Origin of the sequence: Microbacterium wangchenii, from assembly GCF_004564355.1 — a bacterium.
Classification (GTDB): domain Bacteria; phylum Actinomycetota; class Actinomycetes; order Actinomycetales; family Microbacteriaceae; genus Microbacterium; species Microbacterium wangchenii.
On record NZ_CP038266.1, the window covers coordinates 2916311 to 2929697 of the forward strand.

Annotated in this window: 15 protein-coding genes and 1 tRNA gene; 3 read left to right on the forward strand and 13 right to left on the reverse strand. The window is 70.5% G+C overall.

Annotated elements, in window-relative coordinates; genetic code table 11:
* Positions 1–165: 165 nt before the first annotated feature.
* Both rplA and rplK read right to left on the reverse strand, forming a co-directional pair.
* Positions 166–858, reverse strand: a complete 693-nt coding sequence (rplA, locus tag E4K62_RS14155) for a 50S ribosomal protein L1 (RefSeq protein ID WP_135068511.1) — start codon at positions 856–858, stop codon at positions 166–168.
* A gap of 13 nt (positions 859–871) precedes the next feature.
* Entirely contained in the window at positions 872–1303 is a 432-nt protein-coding gene (gene rplK, locus E4K62_RS14160) for a 50S ribosomal protein L11 (protein ID WP_135068513.1), read from the reverse strand.
* A gap of 172 nt (positions 1304–1475) precedes the next feature.
* Here rplK and E4K62_RS14165 point away from each other — a divergent pair, with 172 nt between their 5' ends.
* Positions 1476–2000, forward strand: coding sequence for a putative glycolipid-binding domain-containing protein (locus E4K62_RS14165; protein ID WP_135068515.1), 525 nt, complete (start codon positions 1476–1478; stop codon positions 1998–2000).
* Positions 2001–2009: 9 nt separating this feature from the next.
* Here the strand turns inward: E4K62_RS14165 and E4K62_RS14170 are convergent, their stop codons facing one another.
* Positions 2010–2603: a dihydrofolate reductase family protein gene (locus tag E4K62_RS14170; RefSeq protein ID WP_135068517.1), complete on the reverse strand. Its 594-nt coding sequence runs from the start codon at positions 2601–2603 to the stop codon at positions 2010–2012.
* A 28-nt stretch (positions 2604–2631) separates the two neighbouring features.
* Between E4K62_RS14170 and E4K62_RS14175 the strand changes: the two genes are divergently transcribed.
* Positions 2632–3501 carry an AraC family transcriptional regulator gene (locus E4K62_RS14175; protein ID WP_135068519.1) on the forward strand — a complete coding sequence of 290 codons (870 nt, stop codon included), beginning with the start codon at positions 2632–2634 and terminating at the stop codon, positions 3499–3501.
* 33 nt (positions 3502–3534) lie between these two features.
* Here E4K62_RS14175 and E4K62_RS14180 read toward each other — a convergent pair whose 3' ends face one another.
* Positions 3535–4518, reverse strand: a complete 984-nt coding sequence (locus E4K62_RS14180; protein ID WP_135068521.1) for a helix-turn-helix transcriptional regulator — start codon at positions 4516–4518, stop codon at positions 3535–3537.
* 87 nt (positions 4519–4605) lie between these two features.
* On the opposite strand from E4K62_RS14180, the gene E4K62_RS14185 reads away from it, so the two are divergent.
* Positions 4606–5001 carry a VOC family protein gene (locus tag E4K62_RS14185; protein WP_135068523.1) on the forward strand — a complete coding sequence of 132 codons (396 nt, stop codon included), beginning with the start codon at positions 4606–4608 and terminating at the stop codon, positions 4999–5001.
* 49 nt (positions 5002–5050) lie between these two features.
* Here E4K62_RS14185 and nusG read toward each other — a convergent pair whose 3' ends face one another.
* The 9 genes from nusG to E4K62_RS14230 all read right to left on the reverse strand — a co-directional run bounded on the left by nusG (position 5051) and on the right by E4K62_RS14230 (position 13380).
* Positions 5051–6247 (reverse strand): transcription termination/antitermination protein NusG, encoded by a 1197-nt coding sequence (nusG, locus tag E4K62_RS14190; protein ID WP_135068525.1) that lies wholly within the window; start codon positions 6245–6247, stop codon positions 5051–5053.
* 62 nt (positions 6248–6309) lie between these two features.
* Positions 6310–6585 (reverse strand): preprotein translocase subunit SecE, encoded by a 276-nt coding sequence (secE, locus tag E4K62_RS14195; protein WP_135068527.1) that lies wholly within the window; start codon positions 6583–6585, stop codon positions 6310–6312.
* 46 nt (positions 6586–6631) lie between these two features.
* Positions 6632–6704 (reverse strand) — tRNA-Trp (locus tag E4K62_RS14200).
* A 145-nt stretch (positions 6705–6849) separates the two neighbouring features.
* Entirely contained in the window at positions 6850–7308 is a 459-nt protein-coding gene (locus tag E4K62_RS14205; protein WP_135068529.1) for a hypothetical protein, read from the reverse strand.
* A complete protein-coding gene (locus E4K62_RS14210; protein WP_135068531.1) occupies positions 7305–8195 on the reverse strand; it encodes a hypothetical protein in 891 nt (296 codons plus the stop codon). Before E4K62_RS14210 ends, E4K62_RS14205 begins: the two co-directional genes overlap by 4 nt.
* Complete coding sequence (locus E4K62_RS14215) at positions 8195–9556, reverse strand: NAD-dependent succinate-semialdehyde dehydrogenase (protein ID WP_135068533.1); 1362 nt, start codon at positions 9554–9556, stop codon at positions 8195–8197. Before E4K62_RS14215 ends, E4K62_RS14210 begins: the two co-directional genes overlap by 1 nt.
* Positions 9557–9575: 19 nt before the next feature.
* Positions 9576–11138: an APC family permease gene (locus tag E4K62_RS14220; protein ID WP_135068535.1), complete on the reverse strand. Its 1563-nt coding sequence runs from the start codon at positions 11136–11138 to the stop codon at positions 9576–9578.
* The gene (locus E4K62_RS14225; RefSeq protein ID WP_135068537.1) at positions 11135–12022 is read right to left on the reverse strand and encodes a universal stress protein; all 888 of its coding nucleotides are present in this window, start codon (positions 12020–12022) and stop codon (positions 11135–11137) included. Before E4K62_RS14225 ends, E4K62_RS14220 begins: the two co-directional genes overlap by 4 nt.
* Positions 12019–13380, reverse strand: a complete 1362-nt coding sequence (locus E4K62_RS14230) for a flavin monoamine oxidase family protein (protein ID WP_135068539.1) — start codon at positions 13378–13380, stop codon at positions 12019–12021. Before E4K62_RS14230 ends, E4K62_RS14225 begins: the two co-directional genes overlap by 4 nt.
* Positions 13381–13387: the final 7 nt, after the last annotated feature.

Here is a 13387-nt window from a genome sequence, read left to right on the forward strand (position 1 = left end):
GATTCGTCGGTGCCGCTGGGCACGCAGCGGCGTCGAGGGGGACATTTCAGTAGAACACGGACGCGGCACGACGGCGGCCGCACGTTACGCCACGTTGCTGCGCACGGCCGCCAGGATCGACGAAGGGGCCCCACCTCACGGCGGGGCCCCTTCGTTGTACGCGGATCAGGCGATGGCGTTGACATCCAGCGGGATGCCGGGGCCGAACGTGGTCGACACCGAACCCTTCTGGATGTAACGGCCCTTCGAGCTCGACGGCTTCAGACGCACGATCTCCTCGAGAGCGGCGTTGAGGTTCTCATCCAGCTGCTCGGCCGAGAACGACGCCTTGCCGACGATGAAGTGCACGTTGGCGTGCTTGTCGACGCGGAACTCGATCTTTCCGCCCTTGATCTCCTCCACGGCCTTGGCCGGGTTGGGCGTGACGGTACCGGTCTTCGGGTTGGGCATCAGGCCACGGGGGCCCAGCACCTTACCCAGCCGACCGACCTGGCCCATGAGCTCGGGCGTGGCGACGGCCGCGTCGAAGTCGGTCCAGCCGCCGGCGACGCGCTCGATGAGCTCGGACCCGCCGACCTCGTCGGCACCGGCCGCGATCGCAGCCTCGGCCGCGGGGCCGTTGGCGAACACGATGACGCGGGCGGTCTTGCCCGTGCCGTGCGGCAGCATGACGGTGCCGCGCACCATCTGGTCGGCCTTGCGCGGGTCGACGGAGAGCTTCAGCGCGACCTCGACGGTCGAGTCGAACTTCTTCGAGCCGGTCTCCTTGGCCAGGGCGACAGCCTCGGCCGGAGTGTAGAACTTGTCAGCCGCGATCTTCTCAGCGGCGGCGCGGAACGCCTTGGACTTGGTAGCCATGTTCGTTATCCCCTCAGTCCTCGACCGTGATGCCCATGGAGCGGGCGGTGCCGGCGATGATCTTCGAGGCGGCCTCGAGATCGTTCGCGTTCAGGTCGGGCTGCTTGGTCTCAGCGATCTGACGCACCTGGTCCTTGGTGAGCTTGCCCACCTTGGTCGTGTGCGGGGTCTGCGAGCCCTTGGCCACACCGGCGGCCTTCTTGATCAGCTCTGCTGCCGGCGGGGTCTTCAGGATGAACGTGAAGCTGCGGTCCTCGTAGACGGTGATCTCCACGGGGATGACGTTGCCGCGCTGCGACTCCGTCGCGGCGTTGTACGCCTTGCAGAACTCCATGATGTTGACGCCATGCTGACCGAGCGCGGGGCCGATCGGCGGCGCCGGGTTGGCGGCACCGGCGTTGATCTGGAGCTTGATCAGGCCGGTCACCTTCTTCTTCGGTGCCATGTGCTTCCTCACTGTCGTGCGCCGGGAGCGGCGCGCTGCCACGAACCAGGCGAATCCTGGCAGTGGTGGGGGGTGTCGTCCCGGTGACGGGCAACCACACAAGTATAGTCGCGGTTCGCACCGGTGGGAATGCGGCCGCCCGAGCCGTACAGTCACGACAGGGAGGAGGCGCATGCGCATCATGTGGCAGGGGGTGCTGGACCCCAGCACGGAGCGCCTCGCATTCGTCTCCGACGCGGAGGGCCTGTTCGCCGCATCCGAGGTGCGCACCGCCGATCATTCCTACTCGTATGACGTCGCACTGGACGAGGAGTGGTTGTTCCGCACGCTCGAGGCTCGCCGCGACGGCGGGATGCAGCTGCTCCTGGAACGGACGGCCGACGGCTCGTGGCTGTGCAACGGGCATCCGCGTGCCGACCTGTCCGAGGCGATCGACATCGACCTGTCCTTCTCGCCGTTCACCAACACGCTGCCGATCCGGCGACTCGCCCTCGCCGTCGGCTCGTCCGCCGACATCGTCACCGCCTTCGTCGGGGCGGATCTGACCGTCACCGCCGACCCTCAGCGGTACACCCGCATGGACGAGCGGCGCTACCTCTACGAATCCCGCGACAGCGACTTCCGGCGGGAGATCACGGTCGACGACGACGGGTTCGTGGTCGACTACCCCGGCCTGTTCCGCCGGCTCCCCGTGTGACGCTCGCCCCTACGCCTGCGGGCCGAGGGTGTACGTGATCGCGAGGGTGCCCTTGCTCGTCGCCGCCACGTTCCGCAGCCCGAGTTCGCGCGGCGCCGGCAGCGCGCCGAAGAGGCGCTTGCCCTCGCCCAGCAGAAGCGGGTGCACGAACAGGCGTAGCTCGTCGATGAGTCCGGCAGCCAGCAACTGCCGGACGAGGTCGCCGCTGCCCAAGATCACGGTGTCGCCGTCCGTCCGCGTCTTCACCCCCTGCACCGCGTCGACGAGGTCGCCCTCCAACGGCGCCGAGCCGCTCCACGTGAGGTCGGGCCGCGTGCGGGTCGCGACGTACTTGGGCGTCGCGTTCAGACTCGCCGCCATCGGGTTCGCGGCGGGCTGGGACGGCCAGAAGGCAGCGAGCTTGTCGTAGGTCTTCCGCCCGAACAGGTACGCCGACGTCGATGCGAGGCCATCGGGATCCAGAACCTCGTGCAGCACATCGCCGTACCGCTGCCCCCAGCCGCCGTGCGCGAAGCCGCCCTCACGATCCTCGTCCGGTGACCCGAGGCCCTGCATGACCCCGTCCGCGCTCACGAACTCCACTGCCACCAGCCTGCTTACCATCCGTCTCTCCTCTCGTTAGGCTCCGATCATGCCCGCCGCGACCCCGCCGGAGCTTGAAGGAAATCGACCCGCAGCCACCTCGCGCACACGGGTGGCCCGCCACCGCCCGCACCCGCACCTGCGGGGCCTGGTCGCAGGGATCGTCGGTTTCCAGGAGCGCGCGTCCGGCCCGCTGGAGCGACGACAGCCGGCCGGAGCGCTGCTGCCGCTCGTGCTCTCCTTCGGCGACCCGCTCGAGGTCACCGCGCTCTCCGACGGAGCGGGGACCGGCACGTACTCGTCCTTCGTGGCAGGGTTCATGACCGGCCACGCCGCGACGCGATACGTCGGGACCCAGCGGTGCGTGCAGGTGTATCTGACCCCCGAGGGCGCCTCCCGGCTCCTCGGCGTCCCCGGCTCCGACCTGGCACGGCGGGTCGTCGCGGTCGACGACGTCGCCCCGTTCCTCGGCGGCTCGCTCCCCGACCGGCTCGACAGCGCGTCGAGCTGGGCGGAGCGCATCGCACTCGTCGAGGGCGAGCTCCTCTCGGCGCTGGCGGAGTCGGACGAACCCGATCCCCTCGTCGACTGGATGTGGGACCGCCTCCGCCGCTCCGGCGGCCGGGCCCGCATCGGCGACCTGGTCGCCCGCACGGGGTGGAGCCACCGCCACGTGACCACCCGCTTCGCGCGCCGGGTGGGGGTCGGTCCCAAGGCCGCCGCCGGTGTCATCCGATTCGAGCGCGCCGCCGCGGAGCTGGGGCGGGTTCCCCTGCCGGATCTGGCGGTCCGTCACGGCTACGCCGACCAGAGCCACCTCACGCGCGAGATGCTGCGCTACGCCGGCGAGCCGCCCGCACGGCTGGCCGGAGGCGAGCGCCCCACCGCCTACACGGCCCTGGGCACGACGCCCGCATGAGCATGCCGCGGTGACGGAGACCGCGGCGAGCCGTCATGGCGTGGAGTCCGACCGTTCACCGTAGGTCGTGACGAGCCGCGCGCCGATCGCCGCCAGCTCACGGCGCACCACCTCGGGCTCGACGACCTCGACCTCCGCGCTCCAGCCGGCGAGCTGCTCCGCGAGCGCCCGCGCGCTCTGCGCCCGCACCTCCACGTGCACGCGTCCCCCGGCCTCGCCGCCACCGGCGACGGCGTATTCCCCGAACCACCGGCAGAACGCCGTGACGACCTCGGGCGCGACCGTCACGGTCGCCGCGACCGCCCCGCGGCGGGCGTCGACGATGGCCACCATGTCTCGCCACGCCTGCTCGGGCGAGAAGTCGTCGGGCGCGCGGCCGGGCCGGCTCAGCACGCGCAGCTCACCGATGCGGTCGATGCGGTACGTCCGCATCCGGGACACGTCGGCCACGTCGGTCCCCTCGCGCGGCGGCGCAGCCATCCCGTACCAGAGGTCGCCGCGGCGGCCCACCACCAGGGGGATCAGCGCGACCGCGGCGGGGCGGTCGCGATAGCGGAGGGCGACCGCGGCACCCGCGGCGATCGCGTCCTGCAGCAGCTGCGCGTACGGCGGGGCCGCCGGAACCGGCTCATCGCGCCCCCACGGCCCTTCGTGCACGGTCGCGGCGACGACGCGCTCGGCGGCATCCCGGAACGATCGCGGAAGAGCCTGGAGCATCTTCCTCTCCGCGCGCACGGCCGCCTCCGATTCGGCGCCGACGCGGGTCAGGCGCAGCATGAGCGCGAACGCCTCGGGGCCCGTCAGCCCGGTGAGATCCGTGCGCGCCCCGCCGACGAGCTGCCAGCCTCCGCCGCGGCCGACGCGCGGATAGATCGGCACCCCCGCATCCAGCAGCGCCTGCAGGTCACGGCGGGCGGTCGGCACCGACACCTCCAGCTCTTCGGCCAGCTCGGCGGCGGTGACGCTCTCCCGCCCCTGCAGCAGGAGGAGTGCCTGGATGAGCCGGTCGGCGCGCATGACTCGAGGATTCCAGAGAAAGTGATCGATTACTGATCACTTTGCCGGGAAGAGTGGGATGACCCACCTCGAAAGAAGGAGAACGACATGTTCCGCGGACTGGCGAACCTCAACCTCGTGGCCTCCGATATGGACGCCGCCGTCGCCTGGTACTCCCAGGTCCTGGACGCTCCGCCGTACTTCGTGCGGCCCGAGACCGGACCCGTGCAGTACGCCGAGTGGCGGTTCGGCGACGACGAGGACGAACTCGCCCTCATGTCCAGCGCCTACCGGGCCGTGCTGCCGAGCCCGGGCGGGGCACTGGTGAGCATCCACGTGGACGACATCCGCGCGGCACTCGAGCGCCTCATGGCCGTCGGCGCGACGGAGGTCGACCCCGTCACCCCACGCGGGGAGGGCTGGTGGTCGGCGTCGGTCGCCGACCCGTTCGGGAATCTGCTCGGGCTCATCCAGAGCCCGCACTGGGCCGCGCAGCACCGATGACGCGAAACGCCCCGCCGGCCGGAGCCAGCGGGGCGTCGTCGCGACAGGGTCAGAGCTTGGTGACCTGGTCGAAGCTGAGCTCGACGGGGGTCTCGCGCTCGAACAGCGACACCAGCACCGTGAGCTTGCCGCTCTCGGGCTTGATCTCGCTGATCGTCCCGGGCAGGCCCGCGAACGAGCCCTCCTTGATCGTGATCGTCTCGCCGATCTCGAAATCGACCTCGGCGGGGATGCTGCGGGCCACCGCCTGGCCGCCCTTAGCGGTTCCGGACTTGGCCGGTGCGACCTCCTTGACCTCGACGAGGCTCTTCAGCATGTTGAAGGCCTCCTCGAAGCGCAGGGGCGTGGGGTTGTGGGCGTTGCCGACGAACCCGGTGACACCCGGCGTGTGGCGCACGACCGACCAGGTGTCTTCATTGAGCTCCATGCGCACGAGGACGTATCCGGGGATCCGGACGCGCGTGACCATCTTGCGCTGGCCGTTCTTGATCTCGACGACGTCCTCCATGGGGACCTCGACCTGGTAGATGTCATCCTCGACCTCGAGCGTCGACTTGCGCTGCTCGATGTTGGCCTTCACCTTGCGCTCGAAACCGGCGTAGGAGTGGATGACGTACCACTTGCCCGGCAGCATCCGCAGGTCGGCGCGGAACGCCTCGTACGGGTCCTCGTCCTCGTCGGCCTGGTCGTCCTCGGACGCGGTGTCGTCGGTGTCGTCGGGGTCGACGGTGTCGTCAGGGTTGACGGTGGGGTCGAAGCCCTCGGGCTCCTCCGCCGCATTCGCCGGGTCGACGGAGGCCTCGACCTCGTCCACCACGCCCTCGGCCGCCTCGACCTCTTCCACGAACTCGCGGTCCAGCACCGGCTCGTCGGGCTCGCCGTTCACGTCGGGTCCGTCGTACGGGGTCACGTCGTCAGCCTCCTCGGCTTCTCGCTCGGCTTCTTCATCCGCGAGGGAATCGGTCAGGACCTCCGCGGCCGCCTCCACTTCGGATGCCTCGTCGATGGTCAGGGCGTCGTTGACGACCGCATCGGCTTCGGGGTCGTCGACGTCGATGTCCTCATCACCCAGCGAGTCGTCGGCGTCGTCGTCATCGTCGTCCACGACGTGGATGGCCAGGTGCTCGGCGGCCACGACGGAGCGCTCCTCGGCTGCGAGCTGCCCGCCCTCCTGGGCTTCGTCTTCCTCGCTGGCCTGCTCTGCGGCCGTCGCCCAGTCGGCGTCGTCGTGGTATCTCTCAGACAATGTGATCTCTTCCGTTGATGGGGCGGGCGTCACGGACGCTCCGCAAGCGCTCACGGCGCGGGTCAGGGGACGGATCCGCCCGGCACGCCGAACACGGCCGTGGTCACCCACACGAAGAGCACGTCCAGTCCGTAGACGAACGCCATCATGACGACGACGAAGCCGAGGACGACCGCCGTGAACTTCAGCAGCTCCGAGCGGGTCGGAGTGACGACCTTGCGCAGTTCCGCGAAGACCTGGCGGACGAACACGGCGATGCGTGCGAAGAAGCCGGGCTTCTTCTCACGCGGCACGTCGCGCTTGGCGACGAGCTCGCCGTTCGGTTCATCCTGGACCATCGAACCCACCTGAGTTGCTTTCCGTGTGCCAGCATGCGCCAGCGCGCAGGGCGGACAGGAATCGAACCTGCAACCTGCGGTTTTGGAGACCGCTGCTCTGCCAATTGAGCTACCGCCCTAGAGGCCGCAAGGGCCTCAGGATGCCCGCATTCCACTGCCGTGACCTGTCCGATGGGGTCGGCCCGACGGGCGGGCACGGCAAAAGAATGCAGACTTCAACTGCGCAGCAAGTCTACGTCATCCCCCGCACCCTCGCGAACGCACTCAGTCCTGGCACGGCGTGAATACGGCCGTGACCAGGACCGGATCATCGAAGGTGACGGTCACGACGACGCCGTCCGGCGACGCCCACGCGTGCTGCTCCGCAGCCTCGGCCGCGGGACGAATGCGGTCCCACGTCTCGGGATCGAGCGTCGCTGCCAGTGCCGCCATGGTCTCCTCCCCGGCCTCCGCCTCCGCGGTGATGGACAGCGTCGCGGTGGCCACGAGCGCGCGCCGGGATCCCTGGCCCCCCTCGCCGCACGGCTGCTCCGCCTCGGCCGCCGGCTCCACGGCACGCAGGACGGCCGGATCGGCGGCGGCCATCTCGCCGACGAGATCGTCGAAGACGACCCGCGCCTGCGCGCGCACGGTCTCGGGGTCGGGCCCGAATCCGCAGCCCGACAGCGCGAGCCCCAGCAGGAGCACGCCGCCCAGCACGGCGGCTCTGGATGGCCGGATCACGGGCGCACCACCTCCTGCACCTCGAACGCCTCGGGGTCGGGGGCGGCCACCGGGACTCCCAGCGCCGTGAGCTGCTCGAGCAGCCACCCGTCGTGCCACTGCGCGATGTCGCACGGAGCGGACGACAGCTCGTACGCCGTGGCGGGCACGCCGTGCTGGATCACCGCGCGGCAACTGGCGTCGGCCTCGATCTGCACGCGGTACGCGTCCTGCCCGACGCCGGTCTGCTCGGCGGCGGCGAACTGCGTGGAGAAGCGGTCCCACTGGTACCAGTGCATCGCCTCGTGCACGAAGATCGGCCAGATATTGGTGCGCGTGGCACCGGCATCCCACGCGAGGAAGATGCGGTTGCGGAACCTGCTGTCGTAGCAGCCGCCCAGGGCCACCCGGTACGTCTCGTCGGCCGCGGCGTACCCGCAGTTCTGCGGGCCGCCGTCGTACACGATCTGCACCGCGGTGCCGCCGATGCCGTCGAGCAGGGCCCGCGCCTCCGCGTCACCCCCGGGCAGGCTCTCTCCGCCGGGATTGGGGGCCGAGACCGCGGGCACCACGTCGCCGCCGCGGAACGCCGAGGTCGACTCCTCCGCCGCCGCCCACAGCGCATCGGCATCGCGGTACGCGGTGCGCTGGGACTCGATCCGCCCTGCCAGGTCGGCGGTGCCCTCGAACGTCGCCATCACGACGGCCTGCTGCCCGGCTGTCACGGCCCGGGCGGCGAGGGCGCGCTCGCGGGCGTCCGCCACCAGCCACACGGACGCGGCCGCCACTGCGATCAGGACGAGGGATGCGGTGAGGACGGCGCGCCGGATGATCCGGCGCCGCCGCCATCGACGGACCCCCTCGGCGAGGGCGTGCGCGACGCCGTCGTCGTGGCGGGCCTGCGTCATCACACCACGCGGATGAGCTTCTTGTTGACGAACTCGTCGGCGCCCAGGAGCCCCAGCTCGCGCCCCGTGCCGCTGCGCTTGACGCCGCCGAAGGGAAGCTCGGGAGAGTCGGCGAGGACGACGTTGACGTAGACCATGCCCGCGTCCAGGCGATCGGCCACCCGATCGGCCTGCTGCGGGTCGGTCGTGAACACGTACGAGCCCAGCCCGAACCCGGTGCCGTTGGCCACGGCGACCGCCTCATCCTCACCGGAGACGCGGTAGACCACGCCCACGGGCCCGAAGAACTCCTCGCGGTAGGCGTCCATGTCGGAGGTCACTCCGGTGAGAACCGTCGGGGCGAAGAAGGCGCCGTCGCGAGTGCCGCCGGTGACGACCGTGGCACCCTGCGCAACGGCTCGCTCGACCTGTTCCTCGAGTCGTTCGGCCGCCGCGAGGGAGGACAGCGGGCCCAGCACGGTGTCCTCGGCGAGCGGATCGCCGACGGTCGCCTCCGCCATGGCCGCGGTGAACTTCTCCAGGAAGGCGTCGTACAGGCCGTCCACGACGAGAAAGCGCTTCGCGGCGTTGCACGACTGCCCGGTGTTGTCCAGGCGCGCGTCGACGGCCGAGCGGACGGCGGAGTCCAGGTCGTCCGTGGACAGCAGCAGGAACGGGTCGGAGCCGCCGAGCTCGAGCGCGACCTTCTTGAGGTTGCGCCCGGCGACCTCGGCCACCGCGGCACCGGCACGCTCGGAGCCCGTGACCGAGACCCCCTGCACACGCGGGTCGGCGATGATGGCCGCGGCCTGCTCGTTGGTCACCCGCACGTTGACGTAGGCACCCTCGGGGAGCCCCGCATCCCGGTAGATCAGCTGCAGCGCCTCCGCGGACTCCGGGCACTGCTGCGCGTGCTTGAGTAGCACCGTGTTGCCGACGGCGAGGTTGGGGGCGGCGAAGCGCGCCACCTGGTAATACGGGAAGTTCCACGGCATGATCCCCAGCAGCACGCCCAGCGGCGAGCGGCGGATGACGGCGGTGCCCTCGCCCTCGATCTCCAGCGGCTGGTCACCCGTGATCCGCTCGATGTTGTCGGCGTAGAACTCGGTGATGTCGGCGGCGAAGTCGGCTTCCCCCAGCGCCGCCTCCAGCGGCTTCCCCATCTCGCGGACGATGAGCGCGGCCAGGTGGTCGCGCCGCTCACGGTGCAGCTCGGCGACGCGGCGCAGGCGCGCGGCGCGCTGGGCGACCGGGGTGTGCGACCACACGTGGAACGCGTCGTGCGCGGCGGCGATGGCCCCGTCGACGCCGGCGTCGGTCAGCGTGTCGTACTCGGCGAGCTTCTCCCCGGTTGCGGGGTTGATCACGGCGTATTCGCTCATGACGGTCCTTTCTCCCTCATCACACAGTCTGCCGTCCGCGGCGCATGCTCGCCGGGGCGTCTTTGGACAGGGTCTCGCCGCGGAAGAACGCGGGACGGCGGATCGCCTGCCAGATCATGATCACGATGCCCAGGCCGATGATGACCACCCCGAGCACGAAGACGCTGCCCACACCGAACCACTGCGTACCGCTGCCGTAGTCCGGATCCAGCGATTCGACCAGGGTGAGCACGAACAGCGCCGCCAGGATGACGCCGCCCACCAGCGGGAACAGCAGCGTGAAGAAGAAGCTGCGGGCCGAGTCGAACCACTGCCGGCGGAAGTACCAGACACATGCGAACGCGGTGAGGCCGTAGTAGAAGCAGATCATCATGCCGAGGGTCGTGATGGTGTCCCACAGCACGTTCTCGTTGAGGAAGCGCATCACGACGTAGAACGCCGAGGCGACGACGGCCGAGACGATCGTGGCGTAGCCGGGGGTGAAGAACCGCGGCGAGACCCGCGCGAAGGCCGGCGGCAGCGCGCCGTAGTGACCCATCGCCAGGAGCGTGCGGGCCGGGCCGACGAACGTGGACTGCAGCGACGAGGCCGAGCTGGTCAGCACGGCCAGCGACACCAGGAACGCCAGGGGCCCGAGGATGGGGCCGCTGAGGTAGAAGAAGACGTTGGCCTGGATGTCGGGATTGCCCAGGCCCAGCTCCCCGGTGCCGGTGCCGGCGAAGGCCAGGAGAGCCACCGAGATGAGCAGGTACAGCGTCACGATGGTGATGACGGTGACCGTCGCGGCACGCCCGGGGGTCTTCTCCGGGTTGCGGGTCTCCTCGTTCATCGTGAGGGTGACATCCCACCCCCAGAAGATGAAGATCGACAGCGACAGCCCCGCCACGATGGCCAGCGCCGGGGTCACGGCGAGCGGGTTGAACCACGACACCTCCACGGGGCTGGCGTCGAACGCCGAGCCGTTGGCGACGTGGACGAAGGCGGCGATGGAGAAGACGATGAGCACGAGCACCTGGAAACTGACCAGGACGTACTGCAGCTTCTGGGTGGTCTGCATGTCGCGGTACGAGACGTAGGTCGCCGCGAGCATGAACAGCAGGCACACGGCCACGTTGATGAACGGGTTGAACGCCAGGTCGGCGATGGTCCCGGGGCTTCCGGCGATCTGGTCGATCAGCAGGAACAGGAACTCCACCGCGATGCCCGCGAGGTTGGAGAGCACGAGGATCGTGGCCGCGACGAGACCCCACCCCGCCATCCAGCCGATCCACGGTCCGAACGCGCGCGCGGCCCACGTGAAGGAGGTGCCCGAGTCGGGCATGTGCTTGTTCAGCTCCCGGTAGCCGAAGGCGACCAGGAGCATCGGGATGAACCCGAGCAGGATGATCGCCGGCACCTGGAACCCGACCTCCGACACCGTGGGCCCGAGGGCTGCGGTGAGGGTGTACGCGGGGGCGATGCAGGAGATGCCGATGACGACGGCGCCGAGAAGACCGACGGTGCCGGCCGAGAGGCCTTTGCGGGACAGGCCGCCGGTGGCCGCGGGGGCGGAGGCGGCGGGAGCGCGTTCGGGAGCGGTCATGCCCGCTCTCCTTCCTTCGGGCGCGTGCGGGGCACGACGATGAGCGGGACGGGCAGCACGCGCAGCATCTTCGCCGCGGTGGACCCCAGGAACAGCCGGCGGGGCTGGGCAAGACGGCTGGATCCGACGAGGGCGATCTCCGCCGGGTCCCACGCGAGTTGGTCGATGGCGTCCTCGATGCCCTCCCCCCGCGCGATGACCGCGTCGGAGGAAAGTCCTTCGGGCAGCTCGGCGCGCGCCGCATCCAGCACCTGCTGCGCGTGCCGCGCCCCCGCGATGCGGATCGCGCCGGTGTCGAGGCCGGCGGGCAGGTCGATCGTCTCGACCGAGAGCAGACGCAACGGCACGGATGCCGCGACGGCGAGCGCGACGGCCTCCTCCAGCAGCACGTCGGCACCCGGTCGGGTTCCCACCGCGGCGGTGACGCGCGTGAGCCCGGCCGCCGGGTCGTTGTGGCGTGAGCCCTCGGGGGCGAGGATCACCGGCACGTCGGCCGAGTGCAGGAGCTCCGATGCGACCGAACCGAGGAAATGGCGACCGCGCAGGCCGCCGTTCGCCGCTCCCACGACGAGGAAGCCGGCGTCCAGCTGCCGGGCGGCGATGACGAGCCCCTCGGCGAACGACTCGGCGTAGCGGACGGATCCGCCGGCCGTCGTCCCGTCGCCCACGAGGGTGCGCGCCTGCGCGAGCCACTGCTCCGCCTGCTCGCGCACCAGCCGGCCGTAGCCGGCGTCGGGCGGCGTGATGACGCTGCGCGATTCATCCGGCAGGACGATCACGATCTCCAGCGGAGCACGCGTGGCCCGCGCCACCCGCGCGGCCACGGCCAGCGCGTCGGCGCCGGCGTCGGTGGCGGTGTAGCCCACCACCACGGGGCGGGTCATGCGCGGGCCTCCGCGACGATGGCGCTCGCGGCCAGCCGCCCCATCCGGATCGCCCCGTCGACATGCTGGTACCCGGCGCCGGCGAGATCACTGCACGCGAAGTGGATGGGACCCACGGGTGTGCGCAGGTCGGCGCCGTAGCGGGAGAGACCGCCCAGGTCGAAACTGGCGGCGTACGCGCCGCGCGTCCATTCCTCGGCGCCCCAGTCGCTCTCGTAGTACACGACCGGGTTCTTCGCCTCGGGGCCGTAGTAATGCGACAGCGACTCGAGGATCCGCTCCTTGCGTTCGGCGGCGCTCAGACGGAACAGGTCGTCGGCGTTGCGGTCGGAGACGAATCCGACCAGCGTGCCGCGGGAATCGCCGTGGTTGGAGTTGTCGTACGCCTCGTGGCACAACTCGTACGGGCTGAACGCGGTGCCCGACAGGCCCTGCTCCCGCCAGAACGGCCGGTCGTAGACGGCGTGGACCTTGATCACGAACCCCATCGAGATGTGCTGGTGCATCTGCTGCTGCAGACGCGGAAGCGGCGGGACGAACGAGATCCGCGGGTACAGCACCGGCGCGAGCGCCAGGATCGCGAAGCGGGCGCGCACCGTCACGTCATCGGTCACCGCGGTCACGCCGCCGGCTTCCGCCCACGCCAGTTCGCGCACGGGACGGCCGAGCAGGACGTCCTCCCCCAGGCGCTCGGCCAGCAGCAGCGGGACCTGCTGCAGACCTCCGACGACGCGTTTGTCGAGGATGAAGTCGGCGTCGACGAGGTTCGAGTACGACCCGGCGGATGCCGCCATGAGGAGGGACTGCAGGAGCGAGAAGGCGTGCGTCGGCTTGGTCAGCATCGCCGAACCGGTCGCGAAGGCCAGATTCCGCACGGCCTCGTCGTCGTCGGTCTGTGCCCGAAGCCACGCATCCCACGAGATCGCGTCCCACTCCGCCGCACGCGGATGCGCCCACGGGCGGTCGGGGTCGATCTCGGCGACCATCGCATCCAGGCGCTGGGTGATCTCGCCGATCACGCGCTCGGTCTCGGGCGAGACGGGGAAGACCTCGCCGGTGAACCGTGCGGCGGCGCCGTCGGGTCCGATGTAGACGCTGTCGCCGTCGCGGTAGCGGCTGTAGGTCTCCAGCCCCAGCTCGGCGAGCGCGTCGATGAGCGCGTCCTGGTCGGGTGAGACCCACTGCCCGCCGATCTCGAGCATCGCACCCTCGATCACATCGGTCCACAGGCGCCCGCCCACGCGGTCGCGCGCCTCCAGCACCACGACCGACAGCCCCGCCTTGCGCAGCTCGTTGGCGGCGGTGAGCCCCGCCGCCCCCGCTCCCACGATCACGACGTCTCGCGTCAGTTCCCTCATCGACTTC